This window comes from Coleofasciculus sp. LEGE 07092 (assembly GCF_015207375.1).
Classification (GTDB): domain Bacteria; phylum Cyanobacteriota; class Cyanobacteriia; order Cyanobacteriales; family Coleofasciculaceae; genus LEGE-07092.
The window spans coordinates 1-20131 of record NZ_JADEWY010000121.1 but is presented as its reverse complement, the minus strand read 5'-3'; the positions used below and the strand labels follow the sequence as shown (position 1 = coordinate 20131).

Below are 20131 nucleotides of genomic sequence, written 5' to 3'. Positions count from 1 at the left end.
TGTATAAGAGACAGGTATGCCTTTGCGCACTGTCAATTCAAAGTCAGCGCTTTTCAAGGTAACTTCCGCAATGTCAGTTTGAGCAATCGCGGCTAGTAGTTCGCGGAGTTGGTTGATGTCTAATGGCACAACTAAATTAGGAATAGGGGAGAGTTTTAAGTGTGGAATTGTGTTTTAGCAGTCAAAGCAGCCCATTGGGTAGAGGAGGTGTCTGATTTGTATCTATCCTTGCTAGGCATGGCAGCCAACCACAGCCCAACGCTTCGACACCCAGCCAAAGTCTGTTTGTTACCCAGTAATCCATTTAGTCGCGACCTAGATAAGTATCGTTGCGAGTGTCGATTTTAATCCGCTCTCCGATAGAAATAAATAGAGGGACCATCACCTGAGCTCCTGTGGAAACGGTAGCGGGTTTCGTACCACCGGTAGCCGTATCACCTTTAACACCTGGGTCGGTTTCAGTAACTTCCAATACTACAGAATTGGGCAGTTCCACTTCCAGCACTTGGTCGTTCCAAGTAATCACGTTAACTTCCATGCCTTCAGTGAGATACTTAACGCGATCGCCTATCTGAGATTCATTAAGACGATTTTCCTCAAATGTCTCCATATCCATGAAGACATATTGATCGATTTCTTTATAAGTATGCTGCATTGTACGTTTTTCCAGATTAGCTTGGGGTACGGTTTCCGCCGCCCGAAAGGTTTTCTCAACCACACTGCCAGTCTGGACGTTTTTCAGTTTAGTGCGCACAAAAGCAGAGCCTTTTCCCGGCTTGACGTGGAGAAATTCTACCACCCGCCACACAGACCCTTCTAACTCAATCGTGACACCAGTGCGAAAGTCGTTACTAGAAATCATCGTTCTTCTTTCCCGCTGGAGACTCCCGCGATTGCTGTGAGAATTCGCAGGAGAGGAAAACGGGGCGGGGTTTGCCGCTTCCCTTCTCAACAAATTATCGATGCCGAAACACTCGGCACTTTATTTTACCCCTGTTGGGGAACATCCCTATACTCTATTGCATAAGGGAAAAGGGAACGGGTTAAGGGGTACTTCCTGTAAAAATGGCATGAAAGACTCAAAATCTGTATTTTGCCGTGTACCCTCTGTTGTTGTTACCGACCCATTACCGATTACCCTTTACCTAAGTAGGAATGTGAGAATAATTAGGATTCAGGACAATAGCTGTGGCTTTTAAAATTGGTTTACTAGGACTGGGAACAGTTGGCACGGGAACGGCGCAGATTTTACAAGAACCCTCTGGGCGTCATCCCCTGCTGCATGAGATTGAAATTCACCGAGTCGGAGTGCGATCGCTCAATAAACCCCGATCCGTTAAATTCTCCCCCCAAGTAATGACAACGGATTTAGACTCTATTGTCACTGACCCAGAAATTGATATTATCGTCGAGGTGCTAGGGGGACTCGAACCTGCGAGATCGCTCATCCTCAAAGCGATCGCTCACGGTAAGCATATCGTTACTGCCAATAAAGCTGTTATTTCCCGATATGGGGCAGAAATTTTCACAGCAGCAGAAGAGAAAGGAGTTTACGTCCTATTAGAAGCAGCCGTTGGCGGTGGGATTCCAGTAATTCAACCCCTCAAGCAGTCCTTGGGTGTGAATCAAATTCGTAGCATTACGGGTATTGTTAACGGCACAACCAATTACATCCTCACCCGAATGCAAACCGAGGGGGGGGAATTTAAAGATATCCTCGCTGATGCCCAAAAACTAGGTTACGCCGAAGCTGACCCCACTGCTGATGTGGATGGGTTAGATGCAGCCGATAAAATAGCGATTCTGGCGTCTTTGGCATTTGGCGGACGGATTAAGTTAGAAGAGGTGTACTGCGAAGGCATTCGTCAGGTAAATGCAGCAGATATAGCCTATGCCCAGAAGTTGGGATTTGTGATTAAACTACTAGCCGTGGCGCAGCGAGAGAATATAAGCTCGGAGCATTCAGATTCAGAAACCCTTCAGGTGAGAGTACATCCCACCCTCGTCTCCCAAACCCATCCCCTTGCCAGTATTAGCGGGGTTTATAATGCAATTTTGGTCGAAGGCGAACCCATTGGGCAGGTAATGTTTTTTGGTCCCGGTGCCGGTTCAGGTCCTACTGCCAGTGCAGTCGTTTCAGATATTACAAATATTGCTGCTGTGCTGAAAACGGCTGGAGAGTCTCATCGACTGCATCCCCTATTGAGCTGTACTCATCAGCATTATTGCGCGATCGCTCCGATTTCGGAACTCGTTACCCGCTTTTACGCCCGTTTTCTCACTAAAGACTCTCCTGGTGTTATTGGTCATTTGGGAACCAGTTTCGGTAATCATAATGTGAGTTTAGAATCAGTGGTGCAAATCGGTTTCCGGGACAATTTGGCAGAAATTGTCGTTGTTACTCATGATGTTCGGGAAGGGAACTTTCGCCAAGCCCTGGCGGAAATGCAGGCGTTGCAGGCAGTAGATAGCATTCCCAGTATTTTGCGAGTACTCTAAGAGAGGCTGTGAGAAGACCGAAGCAGCGATCCGGGGCGAATTCAATCTGGAGATCGAGGGTGGGTACAGATGAGTTAGAGTTCGCACTTCTATCGGTAAGCCGATGGGCGGATTTGAACCGCCGACCGTTCGATTACGAATCGAATGCTCTACCACTGAGCTACACCGGCACCACTTGACTAATATAGCAAGCTTTCAGGTATTACCAACAACTCTTTTTGGAGAAGTCCAGTAGTGGTATATAGAGTTTCCTAGCGTCGTGAGGTACAGCATCGTTTTCTTACCCACTCCCTACTCCCTACTCCTAACTGTAGAGACAAAATCTAAAACTGATGACCCACTCATCCTCAAAAAACCGCAAGTCCAATCCAAAAATCAACTCGCGACGACTCAGCCCAGAAAAATACGCCAAACTAAAAGCCGAGGCTAAAGCTCCCTACCGAGGGTTAAGAAAATTTATTTATCTGGCATTTGGCGCTTCTGGCTTTATTGGCGGAATGATATTCTTGACACAAATAGCTGCCGGTCGAGAAGTCGCTACAGCACTCCCTAACTTAGCACTGCAAATTGGTGTCGTTTCCTTAATGATTTGGCTGTTTCGCTTGGAACAGCGAGCAGAACGCAAACCCTAGGCAACAGTGGTCTGACCAAGGATGCTGGTATCTTTAGAAGTAGGGGCAATCAAAGCTGGGAAATTAATGTTTTACCAGAATTTTGCTCACAGATTCAGACTGCTCCAGTTAGCGATCTACCTGGAAGTTAAAACCCAAGCCCAGTAGCACTAGGTTGTCTAACAAATGGTCGGACAAATCTTATCTTATGGAAATCGAACAACGACTAGGTCTGTATCGGGTTTTTCTGAAGCTCTACGAGTACCATCGCAGTCTGCTTGATGAAATTCTCCAGCTCGAAAATGCGGATCAACAAACATTATCACGCCTTGCAACCCGGTATGTGACAGGTGTCATTCAATGTGAGCAAAGCTATCTGATTACTAACCTCGTAGAGAGTAAGACTCAGACACTGCTCCAGCCTCAGGGCATCTGGACGATTGGTCGAGCCCGTCAGTTAGCGATGTCGATTCCCGAACGACACTTGTCTCGCTATCATGCCGTAATTCAGTATATTCAAGACCACGGTTTTTACTTGATTGACCTCAACAGTACCAACGGTTCCTTTGTGAATGGGGAACCCATACACGAACCGATGCTGCTTAAGGATGGCGATCGCTTACGATTGAGCAACCTTACCTTTTCCTTTTTCCTATGCAATAATACCCAAACCGTAGGGACTCCCCCTAGAGAACTTCTAACGCGACTGCAAACCTCACGCCTTAATCCCCAATCCTCAAAACTCCCTTCCTCCGATTCAGACTTAGAACTTCTACCCACAAGTCAGCAACCTCATCAAAAAGAAGAGACTTCTCGATTTTTGGAGGAGCTATCTGAGCTAGACGAGTTCAGCGCTGACTATTCGACTCCTCAGGTAAGCTCCCGCCAGCAGTCGGACATATTAGACCGCTTTTTCATTCACCAGCAATCTCAGAAGAGTGGCAAAAAATGACTAAGTTGCTATCCCTATTGTCTACTCCAGCGAACAGCAACTTAGCTTTAGAGCGCCGCAAACAACAACTCTACTCTTCTTCGAGTTCTGCCTCATCGCCGTTTTCAGTAGGGTTGACCGAATTAGCAGAAACTACAGCTCCCATATCGAGTTGTTCGCGCACCTGCCGATCAATATTTTCGGAAAATTCGGGATTTTCTTCTAAATACTTAACCGTGTTGTCACGACCTTGGGCAATATTATCACCGTTGTAGCTGTACCAGGCTCCCTTTCGGTTAATTACACCGGTTTGTTCAGCCAAGTCTACCAGACATCCCAATCGGGAAATGCCCTGTCCGAAGATAATATCAAACTCCGCAATTCGGAATGGAGGGGCAACTTTATTTTTTGCTACCTTGACTTTAGCGCGGATACCGTATTCGCCTTCGCTGGCTTTCTTGAGCGTTTGAATCCGGCGAATGTCCAAGCGCACCGACGCATAGAATTTGAGCGCATTACCGCCAGTTGTCACCTCTGGAGACCCGTAGGTGATGCCGATTTTTTGACGCAACTGGTTCAGGAAAATAACCGTGCAGCCAGACTTGCCAATGTTCCCAGCAATTTTGCGTAGGGCTTTGCTCATCAGACGTGCCTGCAAGCCTACTTGGGTATCGCCCATTTCACCTTCAATTTCCGCACGCGGCACCAATGCAGCAACGGAGTCGATTACCACAATATCCACGGCTGCCGATCGCACCAATTGATCAACAATTTCCAGCGCCGATTCACCGCTGTCAGGCTGGGAAACCAAGAGGTTTGCAATGTCAACCCCCAACACCGATGAGTAGGTCGGATCAAGGGCATGTTCGGCATCAACAAACGCCGCCACACCGCCATTTTTTTGTATCTCTGCCACCGCGTGTAAGGCAAGAGTCGTCTTACCGGAACTTTCAGGTCCGTAAATTTCAATAACGCGCCCTTTGGGTAAACCACCACCTAAAGCTAAATCCAGAGTGATTGCGCCGCTAGAGATCGTTTCTACTTTCATGCGGGTGGCATCGCCCAACCGCATGATGGTGCCTTTACCAAAGGTGCGTTCGATCTGGTTTAGCACCAAGTTCAGAGCTTTTTCCTTTTCGGGACTATTGCTGATTTGGGTAGCCATTGACGCCTCGATAACTGTATCGGGATGAGTGGAACGTTGGGGAAAAGTCTGCTCTATTTTAACGCCGACCGCAAAAGAGTCGAAGGGGAAGCCTTTTTTTCGTATAATTTAAAGATCGCTTTCCTCTCGCTGAACTGAGAGAAGTTGCGCTTCTATCGTTAAATTAAAATCAACTCTCTAGGAAAGACCGACTCTTGGGTTGATTCAGTATCAGTATTAGCATACGAACACTCTCCTGAACCAATAAATTCGACTCTATCAGCCAAGCCAAAATTAGAACATAGGTACTACTATAACACCATCACGTTAGTTCGCAAGCCTATGACTCCATCGTTCCCCAATTTAGGAATTCCAGAGACAGCATTATCCGTTGCGGGGTTAACAGACTACATTCAGGAGTTGTTAGAGCAGGATGATCAACTTCGGCAAGTCTGGGTTATTGGGGAAGTATCGAGTGCGAATCAGCATCGTAGCGGGATGTTTTTCACGCTGCAAGACCCCGATTCTAAGGCATCGATTCAATGTGTGGTGTGGAATTCTCAACTGGGGAAGTTAGTGCAGCTACCCAAAGCGGGAGAACAGCTTATTGTTTTGGGCAGTATCCGAGTTTACCCGCAACGGGGACAGTATAAGCTCATGGTGTGGCAGGCGCTGCCGGCAGGAGAGGGATTACAGGCACTACGCTACAATCAACTCCGCAACCGATTGCAGGCAGAAGGGTTATTTGCTCTAGAACGTAAGCGTCTATTGCCGACTCATCCTCAAATTATTGCGGTTGTTACCTCACCCCAGGCAGCAGCTTGGGGTGATATTCAACGCACCCTCCGGCAGCGATATCCAGGGTTGCAGATTCTGCTGTCACCTGCGCAGGTTCAAGGTGAACTTGCACCGGAGTCCATGGTTAAGGCAATTGAGCGAGTTGAGCGAGATGGCAGAGCGCAACTGCTGATTTTATCGCGGGGGGGCGGTGCATCGGAGGATTTGGCTTGCTTTAATGATGAGGGAGTTGTCAGAGCGATCGCTAATTGTGCCATTCCGGTTCTGACGGGAATCGGTCATCAACGGGATGAATCTCTGGCAGACTTGGTGGCTGATGCCTATGCTCACACGCCTACTGCCGCCGCAGAACGAGCGGTGCCGGAGCTAGCGGCGTTGATTGCCGAACACCAACAGCGACAACAAATTCTGCATGAGGCGACGACTCGCCTGCTGGATGCATCTCGTTCTCAACTGCATCATCTCAACAACCGACTGCGACGGTTGCCGATTGACCGACAGCTCCAACAGGAGCAAAAAGCGATCGCTCAGAAGCGGCAACAATTAATTCAATACACATCCTGGCGTTTACGTCAAGCTCATCAGCACTGCCAATTCCTGCAGCAAAAGTTAACGACTCTTGATCCGAATCAGGTTTTGAAACGGGGGTATGCACTGGTGCGATCAACAGATGGAGCGATCGTGCGATCGGCAGCGAGTGTAGTTGTTGGTGAAGACTTGCAGATTCAGTTGGGTGAAGGGCAAGTTAAGGTCAAAGTAACAGAAGTAATGGAATAATTATTCTGGTGACTGACTAGAACCAATCGCCATCAAATGCTGCCGCACCAAATATTCAAACTGATAAAGATACGCCGCCGCAACCAGCCGATAAAGCGTCGGCAGGGTGAATAAATCTCTGAGTTCATCCCACCAAGCTAGGGTATCGTAGAGGGAATTAATCTGAGGTAAAAAGATAATCTGAATCCCTTGGCTCACCACCAGCGCCAGAGTAATCGTCATCCAACCATAAAATCCCTCCCACCAACTCATTAAACTGGGAAGGAATCCCTCAACTTGAGGCATCCCAGGCGATCGCGTGTTGGGAAAAAACCGATCTAGAAATACGTGCAGCCAGTAAAGTAAAGCATTTCAGATGTCTGGGATAGGCTTCGCCATCGCTCAGGATGACCTAATTCCGTTAGGGTGCGTAAGTTCTAGAGTTATACAGCTTAAATTTCCGCTTATGGCAATATATTTGGATAGGGTTACCTTTTCTGGTAGAGACTCGTTTCATTTGTGCCAAAGTCAAACCAAATTGGTATAAGCTATTGCTCTTCACGGCAGTCCTCTCAAGTTCAGTGCTGATTTTTGGTAACTGAGAAAAACTGATATGGAAAATCAAGATGCTAATTGGGAAAGTATTTTAGGAAATCAGGATTGGGACACTTACTGCCGTTTCAACTCACAAGAAAGGCACGCCAAGATTGCTCAGTTACAGCAATTTCTAGAAAATAGATCCTCTAACACACAAAAAGCGGAGATCTGGCGACAGATCGGTAGACTTTGGAGTGCAGAGGGTCGTTGTGTGGATGACCTAGAGGCTCACCAGAATGCATTGGTGAGTTTTGAACAGGCGATCGCCCTCAAACCTGATTTCCCGGAAGCTTGGAATAACTTGGGGAATTCCCTGGTTGACTTAGACCGCTATGAGGAGTCGATCGCTGCTTTTGATGCAGCAATCCAACTTAAACCCGATTACTACGAAGCCTGGGTAAACCGGGGCAGTGCCTTCTATCACTTCCGCCACTACAAAGAGGCGATCGCTAACTACGATCAGGCACTTACCCTCAAACCAGATGCCTACGAGACTTGGAGTAATCGGGGAGGGGCGCTGATCAACTTAGGTCGCTATGAAGAGGCGATCGCTAGCTATGACAAGGCACTGCAATACAAACCAGATAATGCTCAGGCTTGGTATTATCGTGGTTTTTCGCTGAATATCTTGGGGCGTTACGAGGACGCGATCGCTAGTTTTGACCGAGCTTTACAGTACAAACCAGATGATTCATTCTCTTGGAGTTATCGTGGCTTTGCCCTGAATCAACTAGGACGCTATGAAGAGGCAATTACTAGCTTGGATAAAGCCTTGCAGTATAAACCAGATGATTTTGATGCTTGGAATCATCATGGTTTCGCCTTGAATCAATTGGGACGCTACGAGGAGGTGATCGCAAGCTACGATCAGGCACTTACCCTCAAATCGGATGCCTACGAAACTTGGAGTAATCGGGGAGGGGTGCTGATCAACTTAGGTCGCTATGAAGAGGCGATCGCCAGTTATGATCGGGCATTACACCTCAACCCCAATTTATCGTGGGTGTGGAGTAGTCGGGGAGCAGCACTCAACAACTCTGGACGATATCAAGAGGCGCTCGAATCTGCGGAAAGGTGCATGTCCCTTCAGCCTGGAGAGGCTCACGGCTGGTACGTCAAAGGTTATGCATTGGACAAATTAGGTCGTTACCAAGATGCTGTTGCCAGTTACGAACAGGCATTGCAAAGGAATCCTAATGATGCTATGTCTTGGCGCGATCGTGGTTCGTCACTTGCCAACTTAAAACGCTTTGAGGAGGCGATCGCTAGTTTTGATCAGGCATTGCAGTATAAACCAGATGATCCTGATATTTGGGCTCGTCGAGGTGCAGGACTGAGTTTATTGGGGCGCTACGAAGAGTCGATTGCTGATTGTGACCGAGCATTGCAGTATAAACCAGACAATGTTGGAACTTGGTATCTTCGTGGTATTGCCTTGAGCGAATTGAAGCGCTATGAGGAAGCGATCGTCAACTACGATCAAGTTTTGCATCTCAACCCTGATCTGGCTGAGGTTTGGATTAAGCGTGGGGCTGCTCTCAATACGTGTGAGCGTTATCAAGAAGCATTAGAATCGGCTGAAAGGAGTATCGCACTCCAATCTGGAAACGCTATAGGATGGTTTGTGAAAGGCTTTGCCTTGAGATACTTGGGTCATTATGAGGATGCGGTTGCTAGTTATGACCAGGCATTGCAACTCAATCCCAATAATCCTAATAACTCCTTTGTTTGGCTTGATCGGGGTTTTGCACTCGATAATTTAAAACGATTTGAGGAAGCATTGATTAGCTATGACAAGGCGTTAGAGGAAAAGCCTAATTATGCCCAAGCTTGGAACAATCGCGGTGCGGTTTTGGAAAGTTTGGAGCGTTATGAAAAAGCACTGATTAGCTATGACAAGGCGTTAGAGTATAAGCCTGATTATGCCCAAGCTTGGAGCAATCGCGGTATTTTGCTGGCTAAACTGGAACGATACGAAGAGGTGATCGCCAGCTTCGATCAGGCATTGCAGTATCAACCGGACAATCCACAAGCCTGGGACAGTCGTGGTGCGGCACTAGGGCAGTTGGGGCGTTATGAGGAAGCACTGGTTAGCCTTGATCAGGCATTACAGTATCAGCCTGACTTTGCTTCAGCCTGGTCAAATCGAGGATTTGTTTTAGCTAGTTTGAAACGCTACGAAGAGGCAATTTCAGCTTGCGATCAGGCATTGCAATATCAACCTGACTTTGTTCTAGCCTGGAACAATAAGGGGTTTGCCCTATCTCAGTTAGAACGGTATGAAGAAGCGTTGCCCAACTATGATCAGGCACTACAGCTTCAACCGGACTATGCCCAAGCATGGATTAATCGCGGTTTTACCCTGAATCGCTTGGGTCGCCATGAAGAGTCTATCGCCAGCTTTGAGCAAGCATTGCAGTGTAGCCCAGACGATCCCGAAGTTTGGCGTGAATATGGCACGGCACTTGCTGAATTAGGTCGCTATGAAGATGCAATTGTTAGCCTTGATCAGGCATTACAGTATCAGCCTGACTTCGCCCAAGCCTGGATGAATCGGGGATTTGCCCTAGTCAGTTTAGAACGCTATGAAGAGGCATTAGTAGATTGTGCTCGGGCATTACAATATCAGCCCGACCTTGCCCTTGCCTGGACAAATCGGGGTGCTGCTTTAGCTGGATTGGAACGTTATGAGGAAGCGATTACTAGTTGTGATCAAGCATTGCAGTACAAACCTGATGATGCCCTAGCCTTGAACAACCGAGGTTTTGCACTGATGAGGTTGGAAAGGTATGAAGAGGGTCTAGCAGACTGTGAGCGATCGTTACAATATCAACCTGATAATGTACTTGCGTGGAGAAATTGTGGACTAGCACTACTTGAATTAAAACGCTACGAAGAGTCGATCACCAGTTATGAGCGCTCGTTCCAGTACAAAGCTGACGAGCCAGAATCTCTGTATAACTGTGGAGTCGCCCTGCGTAGCTTGAGGCGTTACGAAGAGGCGATTGTTCAATTTGATCGAGCATTGCACTATAAACCAGATTTCCTTAATGCTTGGGATAATCGTGGTTTTGCACTAATTGAATTGGAACGCTATGAAGAGGCGATCGCCAGTTATGAGCAGATATTAAATTACCAACCAGACAATGCTCAAGCGTCGAACAATCGCGGTGTTGCCCAGCTTGAATTAGGGCGCTACGAAGAGGCGATCTTCAGTTTTGATCAGGCATTGCACTACAACCTAGATGATACCCAAGCATGGAACAATCGCGGTGCAGCCCTTAGTGAATTGGAACGCTATGAGGAGGCGATTTCTGACTTCGATCAGGCGTTGCAACTTAAACCCAACTTTTCTCCAGCTTGGCATGATCGCGGGGTTGCCCTCGCCAACTTGGGGCGCTATGAAGAGGCGATTTCCAACTATGACAACGCCTTAAGTCTTAAACCGACCTTTCCCGATGCCTGGATTAGTCGGGGGCTTGCTGCGTTGTACTCTGACCTTTATGTGAATCACGGTTGGAGCAATCCCACCTTGGTAGCGGAATCCCTGCCCCCAGAACTACAAAACCCAGATCTGGATTTGCGCGGCTACGAGGGCTGTCTGGCTTGTATGAAGGAAGGGTTTAAGCACACTCCAGAGGGTAGCGAAGCTTGGGGCAGGCTGCATCAATGGTTAGGCGAAGCTCATCGACTCTGGGGCAATAGTCAAGAAAGCCCCCGCCCCTATTGGTACAAAGCCATTGCTTGTTACGAACAAGCGCTGAACATTTTTACAGCAGCCACCTTTCCCCAGGCACGGCTAGAGGTTCTCGCCCTCCTGATTCGCACCCATCACGCCTTACAAACCAATGATGGAACGGTGGGTGCGCTGCTACGCGAAGGAACCTCACTCCTTCTCCGACTGCTGCGTGAGGCTGTTTCTGAACCCCAGAAGCAACGACTGGGATTGCAATTTGCCAGCTTTGGGCAAGCCACTGTTGATTTACTGGTTCAGCAAGGGGAACTTGTTAAAGCGCTAGAAACTGCCGAATTGGACAAGAATTGGCTGATGACCTGGCTGTTGCGCTGGCAAGATCCAGACGACATTCCCACTGTCACCTACGATGCCATGCGGCAGTTACTCCGTCCAGACACCGCCATTGTCTACTGGCACCTCAGCCCCGATGCCCTCACCACCTTTATCCTGCGCTGGGACAGAGTACAACCTACGGTAATCAGTTGCGCTACGGACAATAGCCAAGCGGGTATCCGGCGGGTCAACCAACTGGAAAACTGGCTCAAAAACTGGAACCAGACCTACGCTGAATACATCGGCAAAGACAAAACCAACCCTGATCGAAACGAAACGTGGCACAACAATCTGTCCACTATGCTTTCTGAGCTAGCAGATTTACTGGATATTGCTCAAATTAACAGGCATCTGGGTGGTATTTCCCAACTCATCCTGGTTCCCCACCGTGATCTACATCGTTTGCCCCTAGCGGCTGTATTTCCTGAAAACCCTACTCGTTCCATGACAGTTTTGCCGAGTTTGCAACTGGGCAGTTGTCTTCGCTCAACCCCACCCCTCAACCTGCAAACCGTACCCTGTCTCAGCATCGAAGCCCCCCAACATCAAGACCTTTCGCCTCTCTATCACGCCGCCGCCGAGTCTGCGCTGCTTTGTCGCCAGATGTCACAACTAACTACGATTCCTGGCACTCAGGCAACTCAGGCGATGGTTAAGCAAGCACTGACTCAGCCCTATGCCGTGATCCACTTTAACGGTCATGCTAGTTACAACGTCGCTCAACCCGCCCAGTCTGCCCTGGCTCTGCAAGGCAAGGATTTATTGACAGTTGAAGAGATTTATGAACTGAAACCACCTCTTCAAACTTGCCAACTGGTCAGCCTTGCCAGTTGTGAAACTGCGATTACTGGCAACCGAACCATCACCACCGAATATGTTGGTATTGTCAGCGCCTTTTTGTCCCACCAAATTCCCTACGTTCTCAGCACCCTCTGGACAATCGAATCATCTGCCAGCGCCCTATTTATCCTCCAGTTCTATCAGCAACTTCGCCAAGGCGTTCCGATTCCCCAGGCATTTCACCACAGCCAGACTTGGCTCCGCACCGTCACGGTGGAGGCGTTAATACAAGACCATAAAACCTGGATACAGGAGTTCTCTACTGATAGCAATCTTCAGGAGTTTCTTGAGACAGAACTGGCAATTTTAAGTACTCTGGAACCAGAGCGATGTCCGTATGACCATCCTTACTACTGGGCAGCCTTTATCCTAACTGGGTACCCTGTCAGCCATGAATGATCTTGAAATTCTCACCCTGGAAGCATTTCTAGCCGCTCTAGCCAAACAATCGGCACCCTTGCCCAATGAGGTTCAACAGCGGCTACAGGCGATCGCTGAAAACCTGGAGCAACACGTTACTGAATTGGCTGCCCTAGCCAAAACTCATCCACCCTTGTATGCAGCTTACCAGTCTGAGCGCATTGCACTACAACGCCAGGGTTGGCAGCGTCAAAAATTTTTGTCCGCACCAAACAGTAACGACACAATAGAGCCTACTGAAAGTCTGACCCGCATCGCTAAAGCAATTTTGCGTTCTGATAATTCAGTACTTACCACACAAGACGTTTTCCGACTGGCAAAAGAACACCCTGAATTAGTCCCTACAGCATCAAACAACAGCCCAGAACATGAAGGCTCCGAACCTGCTGCCGCTACACCAACAAACGTTACGTCCTCTACAACCGCTGCTGCTAAGTTGCCACCTGCTCAAGCCGCCCCTCCTGACATTCATCGGATTGTGCTAGCAGCTAATGCCAGCGATCGCGATCGGCAAAACTATCAGAAGTACCTTGATGAATTGAAGCGATTAAATCCAGGATGGGTACTTATACCAGATCGTCCGCAGCCCGACGAAGCCGATGCCTATTTGATCATGTATCAGGACGAGAACTATGCAGCCCGTCATGCCGCATACATTGCAACCCGCTACCTAAACGACTTTTGCCAAAACCTAAGACTATGATCAATGATCAACCTGTTCCTCCTGGTACCTCTAGCGAACAACCCAATCCAACCCCGACTCAAGACAATACCCTTACAGTCTCAACACTTCGATATCCCCCAGAGCCACAAGATAGTTCGCTCAAGAGCTTGCTCTATCAGGCATTGCAATCGCAACTTGCAGAGGGCGATAGAAGTGCTGTTGATAAAATCATCGAATTAGAGTTTGAGCGCCGCTCTCAAGAACTGGCTCTACAACAAGTAGAGCTATCTTTGCGAGAGAAAGAGATCAATCATAAGCACGAATTAGCACTCAAGGGTGAAGAGCGTCAAACCAAAGCTGATGTAGCAACCAAAAATAACATTCGATTAATTATTGCTACCTTCACCATTGCTTTTCTTGCATCCCTGGGATATGCCACCTTCTCAAGAGACTCCGGCTTGGCGGATAAAGTATTCACAGGTTCTTTAGGTCTACTTGGTGGAGGCGGAGGCGTAGCACTGCTTAACAAGAAATCTAACGAAAAAGAGCAAGACAAGCCTTAACTACTTCTAATCGCTGTCTTCATGCCATAGAGAAGTAGACTTGTATTGGCATCACTTGTAGATTAGACAGTTGGCAGCGTAGCAGCGCTTAAACTCCTCTATAAACGAATGGCACTGACAAACATCCGTTACCCAATCCGTTGCCACTCAACTCTCCATTTTCTTCTTCATCCTTCATTCTTGAAAATTTAACTCGCCCCAACCAACAAATCCTGATAGGCTACCTCAATGGTTTCCAATTCGGCAGAAACATCACCTTCCAATTTTTTCAACCGCTCTAATTCAGCACCGTTATTAATTTCATGAGATTCTTTTTGCGCGATTAAATTATCCAACTCAGATTTACGAGCCTTAATATCATCATTCATGCGCTCCGTGACTTCTCGTTCGTACACATCGAAACATTCTTTAACAGTATCGTGAATGGGTTGCCATTGCTCCCGTGCCACCTGGGGCAGATATTTTACCAACTCTTTTTTAGCAGCTTTTACTAACTCTTTCCGCGCTTTATCTGCCTGCACAACACCAACCCCCAAACCCAATAATGCCAGTCCCACGGGACCTAAAACCACTCCCGAAACAGCAGTAATCATGGCACCAACTCCCATGACGGTGATGAAGTTGAGGACGATATTTTTCCAATCAAAACCCGCCCCTGCCATGGCTACACCAGCAATATTTCCCCTTGCCAAGGAAAACAATCCTGCTGCCCACTTCGCCCAAGTAGGAGAGTTATCCTCAGCCGTAGAACCCATCGGAGGAGCTATCTTTCGTCCGGTTAGTTTTTCGGTAATTTTATCTGTTACCTTGCTGTAAGATGCCCCATAACTTGCGGCGCTCTGGGATAGCTGGGAAAAGGCAGAATCCATCTCTTTTTCAGCGGTAAGACTCCATGCGGATAGCTTGTCATTCACATAACGCTCAAACCCCTGTGCGAGTGCTGACTCAAACGCTTCTCGCCTGCCTGCATTTAAAAAATCCATAAATCTCAGTTCAGGTTGGTAGCGCAAGAAATCGGTTTCAAAGGTATTACCTAAATCCAAGACATAGGCGCTAAACGAATCGGCAACCGCCTTTGCCTTACTATCCCGAACCGATTTAATTTCGTCCTTAAATTGCTCACAAATCTCCTTGAGCTTTTTAAATTCCGGTTCTACCGAATTAATTCGTTCTTTCAATTCCTGCACATCTTGTTCTAGCAAGGGAATGCGGCGTTCAATGGCTTCCCGAACATGACTGTTACCCTGACGCGCTAAGATTCTCGCTTGCCGAAATTCCGCAATTGCCCGTTCCTTGGTCAAAAACGTACTTAATGCACCTAAAAACTCTGGGAATCCTGTCCCACCGAGGGACGCTTTAGGATTTTTTACCCGTAAACGTAAGGCTTTAATGGCTGAAATCTCAAATACCCGTTCGTCATAAATATCGTGATTCTCCACTTGGCAATACTCTGCCAAATTAGCCTGGAATACGCGCCGCAATCTCCCCTCAGCTTCTGCCAGTTCTTCCATATCATCTGGATCGATTAAACTGTCGCGGATTTGATCCCAAGCATTAATTAAAAAGAAAACCGACAAGCCTCGACCTTTAATATAATTTTCTAGATAGCGGCGTTCGGCTAAAGTACAAGGTTGTGTTGCTCGCAGAACAAAGAGAATCGCGTGGCAATTATTGATATAACCGAGAGAGAGTTCGTTCCGGGCTTCTGTATCGTTCAGTCCGGGGCTGTCTACAATTTCAATTCCCTTTTCTAGTAGAGGTAAGGGATATTCCACTACCGCATAGTCCACATTAGGAAAAGCCTGCTTCTTCTGTTGTTCTAGTTTCTTCGCTTCAGCCGGATCGATGGTATAGCGCTGCTTGAAACTTTTAAAATCAATGTCTTCCGGTGGTGTACTATCATTAAAGTAAACAGTTACTTTCTTTTGCGAGCCATAGCGCAAAACTGTAAGTAATGCCGTGCATGGATTCACGTCACTGGGTAATAAGTTCTCGCCAATTAAAGCATTGAGAAACGTACTCTTACCCCGTTTCATATCGCCCAACACCAATAGGCGAAAGACTCCCTGCTTTAAGTTTTTACTGGCTTTCGTTAGGTCTTCAATATCCCGTTCTAATCCCAATTTCCCAGAAGTCTGCTTGCCTTCGGATTCTCCTTGCTCTAGGGTTTGAGCCATCATCCCCAGACAACTGGCAACTTGCGATCGCACTCTAGCAACTCGATCTAAGCTGTTGATGAAACTCTCCGTTTCAATTTTGTAACTCATCTTAAGTACACCTTAGCGAATGACCCAATAATTAGGGTGAGCAATACCCACCCCTACAGTTAATTAAATTCTAGGCTGGGGAGGACAGTAAGCCCTCATATTCTGACTCAATCTTTTGGCATTCGGATAACACTTCTGCATCCAAAGCTTTCAAGCGCTTTAACTCCGTTTCCCGATTAATTTCACCCGATTTCTTTTGTTCGAGGAGATTCTCTAACTCCGCTTTGCGAGACTTAATATCATCATCAATCCGCTTGGTGACTTCTCGTTCATAGGCATCAAAACAGTCTTTAACGGTTTGATGAATCGATTGCCATTGCTCCTGGGCTAGCTGAGGCAGGTATTTGACAAACTCTTTTTTAGTCACTGTAATAAATTTTTTCCGACCTTCTTCTGCTTGCAACGTCCCAACCCCTAAACCCATCAACGCAATTCCCACTGGACCGAAAAACATTCCCGTAAAAATCGCTAAAAAACTAGTAATCCCAATTGCCGCTAACCAGTTGACTAGGATATTTTTCCAGTCAAATCCAACCGCCGCCAAAGCCACACCCGCAACGTTACCTGAAGCTAGGGAGAAAAATCCCATTGCCCACTTTGTCCAAGCTGGAGAATCTTCATCAGCATCAACAGCCATACCGGGATGTACCGCCTGCCCAATTAACTTCTGAGTCATCGTATCAACAACCTGATTGTAGGTTGCCCCGTAATTCGCCGCACTCTTTGCCAATTGTGAAAAAGCCTCCCGCATTTGCTGTTCGGCTGTGAGCTCCCACTCGGCAATCTTATCATTGATATACTGCTCGAATGCCTGCTTGAATGCTGCGTTAAACTCGTCCCGCTTGTCCTTTTGCAGGAACTCCAGAAACCCGATATCGGGCTGATAGCGCAAGAAATCTGAGTCAAAGGTATTGCCGAGATTTAGACTATAAGTGCGAAACGAATCTGCGATCGCTCTTGCCTGACGATCCCGACTCGTTCTAATCTCATCCTGGAAGCGATCGCGAATCTCGGTTAGTTGTTCAAATTCCGGTTCAACGGAACGAATCCGGCTTTGCAACTCTTCAACATCCCGATCTAGCAAAGGAATGCGGCGTTCTACCGCTTCATGGATGCGAGTGTAGGTTTGACGCGCCAGAGTTCTAGCTTGCCGCAATTGAGCAACAGCTCGTTCTTGGGTTAAAAAGGTATTGAGGGCGGCTGTAAATTCTGGAAAACCCGTACCCTCCAGGGAATCCTCTGGATTTTTCAACTGTTGCCGCAGTGCTTCTAGGGAAGAAACTTCAAAGACTCGTTCGTTATAAATATCATGTCCGTTCACCTGACAGTAATCTGCCAAGTTTGTGCGGAACACTTGACGCAGTTTATCCTGGGCTTCTTGCAATTCTTCAGCGTTCTCAGGATCAATCAATCCCTTACGAATTTCATCCCAGGCATTAATTAAAAAGAAAACCGATAACCCACGACTTTTAATGTAGTTTTCTAGATAGCGGCGTTCTGCCAGGGTACAAGGCTGCATTGCCCTAAATACAAATAGAATCGCATGGCAGTTGTTGATATAGTTAAGAGATAGTTCGTTTCTCGCTTCCGTATCGTTCAGTCCCGGACTATCAACAATTTCGATACCCTTTTCTAACAAGGGTAAGGGGTATTCAACAACGGCATAGGCAACATCAGGAAAGGCTTGCTTTTTTTCCTCTTCGAGTTTTTTAGCCTCGGTTGGGTCGATGGTATATTTTTGTTTAAATGCTGTAAACTCTAGCTGTTCGGCAGGTCTTTCCCCTTTAAAATAAACCGTTACTTTTTTTTGAGCGCCGTAACGCAAAACCGTTAGTAATGCTGTACAGGGGTTCACGTCAGACGGGAGTAAGTTCTCGCCAATTAAGGCATTGAGAAAGGTACTTTTTCCCCGTTTCAAGTCTCCTAAGACTAAGAGCCGAAATACGCCCTGCCGTAAATTTTCACTGGCAATACTGATATCTTCGCTCTCTCGTTCTAGAGCTAATTTACCTGATGCCTCTTCTCCTTCGAGTTCAGCTTGGTTGAGAGTTTGGGCGATTTGACTCAGATGATCGGCAACTTGATGGCGGATTCTCGCAACTCGATCTAAATCCTTGAGGAAGCTGCTACTGTCAACGGTGTAGTTCATAGACGTTGTTACCTACTCGTTTATTTTTTCTAGCTCCCTCACAACGCTCCTGTTGCCTTGGAGTGGACAGTCTCGAATCTGGTCTAGTTTTGTAAATTAGGAAAAATACTGGTAAAGTTGCCCCTGCTGGCGTTACTATCCGAATTAGCGTTTAGTGCGATCGCCTTCTAAGAAAATTTTGTAGCCGATAAAGCCGATAACGCTGACGATCATGATACCCGCGATTATTGTACTGATCCGAACCACCACATAGGCAGTCACCACAAAGGCTAAAAATTTGCCAACCAATAACATCTTCCGGCTCCATCGTTGCAGCTTCCCCTCAGGCTGCTCGTGCTTAACGGTTTGATGGAGTGGCGGTTGGTTAATTTCCGCTTCTAATTCCCGAAGCCGGAGTGCCTGCTCTCGCTTTTTCAGCTCTTGCTCCTTGCGCTGAAGCTCCCGGTTTGTCTCATCGTTAGAAGTCATCTAGGTTCACCCGCTTTGGACGTGTAAGGGATTAACGGACTAGGGATGGTTTAGCGGCACTGGGCGCTCCAGACTACTCCGTTCAGGAAGTTTCTTACAAATCTAACCTCAGAAATCCGGCATTGGCTAGAGGGAGTTAAGAAACTTTAAGTTGCAAAACCCTTAGGAATGGGGAGTAGGGAACAGAGAATTTTAGAAAATCCCAATATACATCGCAATGGTGGAGATTTCAGGTTATAGAACCTTAGCAGCTCGTCAGAAGTATAAAGAAGTGTAACAAAAATCGGAGTTGTGCGTAAAGTCTGCAACCGGAATCAGAGAAACAGGTGAAAGGTTAAGTTGTTGCCGACTAACCGAATCTCAGTGATATTTTTTGAACAACTAAGACAATTATGAAGTTTCTAGAGCAAACCTTCTTAGCGTTAGGTACTGGTGTAATCGGAACGACTCTCCTAGCCATGCCCGCTGCTGCCATTGATTTTGGCTTTTCCTTTGAAAATGCGTTGAATGGGAATGGAACTGTAACAGGTTTAATCCGAGGTTTAGAGGAAGGAACTGGAGCTGCAACTAGCGTTGAAGTACTTAGCAACACCGCAGGTTTCGGCATTGGCGAGTATGTCTGAAACCCATCTGACAACATTTGGACTGTGTTGGATGGAAATCTAGTTGCATTCGATTTTCTTTCATTTGGTAGTAATAATACCCCTCCTGCCGTAACGGATGCCACACTTTTCTTCAATTCGAGTGAATTGAATGGTGCTTCATTTCGAGCTGGAGTCAGCCCAAACGCTAACGTTATCACTATTGGCAGCTCCAGTGTTACAACTGAAGACATTAATTTGACCTTTACTCGGCTAGACGATGACACAGAATCTGTCCCAGAACCCACCAGCATTTTGAGCCTTTTAGTCGTTGGTGCGGTGGCAACCGGGACAACGCTCAAGCGAAAGCAAGTTTGAGTGCAAGGAATGCCAAAGTTAAACGTAAAAATTTGTTAAGAAAATCTACACCAAGCATAAAAAAGGGAACTTAGCTCGGAGTAGTACTTGACAGCTCACGCAGTTCTATACCTTGAGGTTTCAAATGACTAATATTACGATTTCCAATCTCGATTCCGATGACTCTAACCTGTTTTCTCAACTTGATGAGGAAGAAACAGAAACTATCACAGGGGGAATGTTTCCAAGCGAACCAGGTAGCGGTTTTCCACCACCCCCGCCTCCTCCTCCTCTTATAATTTCCCCTCTTCCTCCTCCCACAGGTCCTATTGGACCGACTCTACCACTCGGTTGTTAATGTAAGCTGAAAACCCTCTAGTTAATTAGAGGGTTTATTCCTGGTTGACTGACAAAACT

General features: G+C 47.1%; 16 protein-coding genes, 1 tRNA gene and 1 pseudogene. 10 read left to right on the top strand and 8 right to left on the bottom strand.

Annotated elements, in window-relative coordinates; all coding sequences use genetic code 11:
* Positions 1-129: pseudogene (locus tag IQ257_RS31660) on the bottom strand (acetyl-CoA carboxylase, biotin carboxyl carrier protein); the annotation flags it as partial.
* A gap of 175 nt (positions 130-304) precedes the next feature.
* Positions 305-862 (bottom strand): elongation factor P, encoded by a 558-nt coding sequence (efp, locus tag IQ257_RS23525; RefSeq protein ID WP_193933264.1) that lies wholly within the window; start codon positions 860-862, stop codon positions 305-307.
* A gap of 326 nt (positions 863-1188) precedes the next feature.
* Here efp and IQ257_RS23520 point away from each other — a divergent pair, with 326 nt between their 5' ends.
* On the top strand, positions 1189-2499 hold the full coding sequence (locus IQ257_RS23520; RefSeq protein ID WP_193881976.1) for a homoserine dehydrogenase: 1311 nt from the start codon (positions 1189-1191) through the stop codon (positions 2497-2499).
* Positions 2500-2597: 98 nt separating this feature from the next.
* Here the strand turns inward: IQ257_RS23520 and IQ257_RS23515 are convergent.
* Positions 2598-2669, bottom strand: a tRNA-Thr gene (locus tag IQ257_RS23515).
* A gap of 162 nt (positions 2670-2831) precedes the next feature.
* Here IQ257_RS23515 and IQ257_RS23510 point away from each other — a divergent pair.
* Both IQ257_RS23510 and IQ257_RS23505 read left to right on the top strand, forming a co-directional pair.
* Positions 2832-3131, top strand: a complete 300-nt coding sequence (locus tag IQ257_RS23510; RefSeq protein ID WP_193881973.1) for a DUF3493 domain-containing protein — start codon at positions 2832-2834, stop codon at positions 3129-3131.
* A gap of 187 nt (positions 3132-3318) precedes the next feature.
* On the top strand, positions 3319-4062 hold the full coding sequence (locus IQ257_RS23505) for an FHA domain-containing protein (RefSeq protein ID WP_193881970.1): 744 nt from the start codon (positions 3319-3321) through the stop codon (positions 4060-4062).
* Between the two features lie 70 nt (positions 4063-4132).
* On the opposite strand, the gene recA is transcribed toward IQ257_RS23505, so the two are convergent.
* Entirely contained in the window at positions 4133-5206 is a 1074-nt protein-coding gene (gene recA / locus IQ257_RS23500) for a recombinase RecA (protein ID WP_193881967.1), read from the bottom strand.
* Between the two features lie 321 nt (positions 5207-5527).
* On the opposite strand from recA, the gene xseA reads away from it, so the two are divergent.
* On the top strand, positions 5528-6760 hold the full coding sequence (xseA, locus tag IQ257_RS23495) for an exodeoxyribonuclease VII large subunit (RefSeq protein ID WP_193881964.1): 1233 nt from the start codon (positions 5528-5530) through the stop codon (positions 6758-6760).
* Here xseA and IQ257_RS23490 read toward each other — a convergent pair whose 3' ends face one another.
* Positions 6761-7045, bottom strand: a complete 285-nt coding sequence (locus tag IQ257_RS23490) for a hypothetical protein (protein ID WP_228060964.1) — start codon at positions 7043-7045, stop codon at positions 6761-6763. It abuts the gene before it with no gap.
* Between the two features lie 307 nt (positions 7046-7352).
* Here IQ257_RS23490 and IQ257_RS23485 point away from each other — a divergent pair, with 307 nt between their 5' ends.
* Genes IQ257_RS23485 through IQ257_RS23475 form a run of 3 tightly spaced genes read left to right on the top strand, consistent with a single transcriptional unit; the run spans position 7353 to position 13892 of the window.
* Positions 7353-12644: a tetratricopeptide repeat protein gene (locus tag IQ257_RS23485; RefSeq protein ID WP_193879815.1), complete on the top strand. Its 5292-nt coding sequence runs from the start codon at positions 7353-7355 to the stop codon at positions 12642-12644.
* The gene (locus IQ257_RS23480) at positions 12637-13368 is read left to right on the top strand and encodes a hypothetical protein (protein WP_193879812.1); all 732 of its coding nucleotides are present in this window, start codon (positions 12637-12639) and stop codon (positions 13366-13368) included. The genes IQ257_RS23485 and IQ257_RS23480 overlap by 8 nt, the downstream gene beginning before the upstream one ends.
* Entirely contained in the window at positions 13365-13892 is a 528-nt protein-coding gene (locus tag IQ257_RS23475; RefSeq protein ID WP_193879810.1) for a hypothetical protein, read from the top strand. Before IQ257_RS23480 ends, IQ257_RS23475 begins: the two co-directional genes overlap by 4 nt.
* A gap of 188 nt (positions 13893-14080) precedes the next feature.
* Here IQ257_RS23475 and IQ257_RS23470 read toward each other — a convergent pair whose 3' ends face one another.
* From IQ257_RS23470 to IQ257_RS23460, 3 genes are all read right to left on the bottom strand, one after another.
* Positions 14081-16159, bottom strand: a complete 2079-nt coding sequence (locus IQ257_RS23470) for a dynamin family protein (protein ID WP_193879807.1) — start codon at positions 16157-16159, stop codon at positions 14081-14083.
* Between the two features lie 70 nt (positions 16160-16229).
* Positions 16230-18308 carry a dynamin family protein gene (locus tag IQ257_RS23465; RefSeq protein ID WP_193879805.1) on the bottom strand — a complete coding sequence of 693 codons (2079 nt, stop codon included), beginning with the start codon at positions 18306-18308 and terminating at the stop codon, positions 16230-16232.
* A 144-nt stretch (positions 18309-18452) separates the two neighbouring features.
* On the bottom strand, positions 18453-18776 hold the full coding sequence (locus tag IQ257_RS23460) for a hypothetical protein (RefSeq protein ID WP_193879802.1): 324 nt from the start codon (positions 18774-18776) through the stop codon (positions 18453-18455).
* Between the two features lie 392 nt (positions 18777-19168).
* Here IQ257_RS23460 and IQ257_RS23455 point away from each other — a divergent pair, with 392 nt between their 5' ends.
* The 3 genes from IQ257_RS23455 (at position 19169) to IQ257_RS23445 (ending at position 20072) form a co-directional block, all read left to right on the top strand.
* The gene (locus tag IQ257_RS23455; protein WP_193879799.1) at positions 19169-19399 is read left to right on the top strand and encodes a hypothetical protein; all 231 of its coding nucleotides are present in this window, start codon (positions 19169-19171) and stop codon (positions 19397-19399) included.
* Between the two features lie 27 nt (positions 19400-19426).
* Positions 19427-19735 carry a PEP-CTERM sorting domain-containing protein gene (locus IQ257_RS23450; RefSeq protein WP_193933263.1) on the top strand — a complete coding sequence of 103 codons (309 nt, stop codon included), beginning with the start codon at positions 19427-19429 and terminating at the stop codon, positions 19733-19735.
* Positions 19736-19859: 124 nt separating this feature from the next.
* The gene (locus IQ257_RS23445; protein ID WP_193933261.1) at positions 19860-20072 is read left to right on the top strand and encodes a hypothetical protein; all 213 of its coding nucleotides are present in this window, start codon (positions 19860-19862) and stop codon (positions 20070-20072) included.
* Positions 20073-20131 lie beyond the last annotated feature (59 nt).

Bases quoted from the DNA above. Each gene is read 5' to 3' on its own strand.
- efp (WP_193933264.1), bottom strand. From the start codon at position 862: ATGATTTCTAGTAACGACTTTCGCACTGGTGTCACGATTGAGTTAGAA.
- IQ257_RS23510 (WP_193881973.1), top strand. From the start codon at position 2,832: ATGACCCACTCATCCTCAAAAAACCGCAAGTCCAATCCAAAAATCAAC.
- IQ257_RS23505 (WP_193881970.1), top strand. From the start codon at position 3,319: ATGGAAATCGAACAACGACTAGGTCTGTATCGGGTTTTTCTGAAGCTC.
- recA (WP_193881967.1), bottom strand. From the start codon at position 5,206: ATGGCTACCCAAATCAGCAATAGTCCCGAAAAGGAAAAAGCTCTGAAC.
- xseA (WP_193881964.1), top strand. From the start codon at position 5,528: ATGACTCCATCGTTCCCCAATTTAGGAATTCCAGAGACAGCATTATCC.
- IQ257_RS23490 (WP_228060964.1), bottom strand. From the start codon at position 7,045: ATGCCTCAAGTTGAGGGATTCCTTCCCAGTTTAATGAGTTGGTGGGAG.
- IQ257_RS23485 (WP_193879815.1), top strand. From the start codon at position 7,353: ATGGAAAATCAAGATGCTAATTGGGAAAGTATTTTAGGAAATCAGGAT.
- IQ257_RS23480 (WP_193879812.1), top strand. From the start codon at position 12,637: ATGAATGATCTTGAAATTCTCACCCTGGAAGCATTTCTAGCCGCTCTA.
- IQ257_RS23475 (WP_193879810.1), top strand. From the start codon at position 13,365: ATGATCAATGATCAACCTGTTCCTCCTGGTACCTCTAGCGAACAACCC.
- IQ257_RS23470 (WP_193879807.1), bottom strand. From the start codon at position 16,159: ATGAGTTACAAAATTGAAACGGAGAGTTTCATCAACAGCTTAGATCGA.
- IQ257_RS23465 (WP_193879805.1), bottom strand. From the start codon at position 18,308: ATGAACTACACCGTTGACAGTAGCAGCTTCCTCAAGGATTTAGATCGA.
- IQ257_RS23460 (WP_193879802.1), bottom strand. From the start codon at position 18,776: ATGACTTCTAACGATGAGACAAACCGGGAGCTTCAGCGCAAGGAGCAA.
- IQ257_RS23455 (WP_193879799.1), top strand. From the start codon at position 19,169: ATGAAGTTTCTAGAGCAAACCTTCTTAGCGTTAGGTACTGGTGTAATC.
- IQ257_RS23445 (WP_193933261.1), top strand. From the start codon at position 19,860: ATGACTAATATTACGATTTCCAATCTCGATTCCGATGACTCTAACCTG.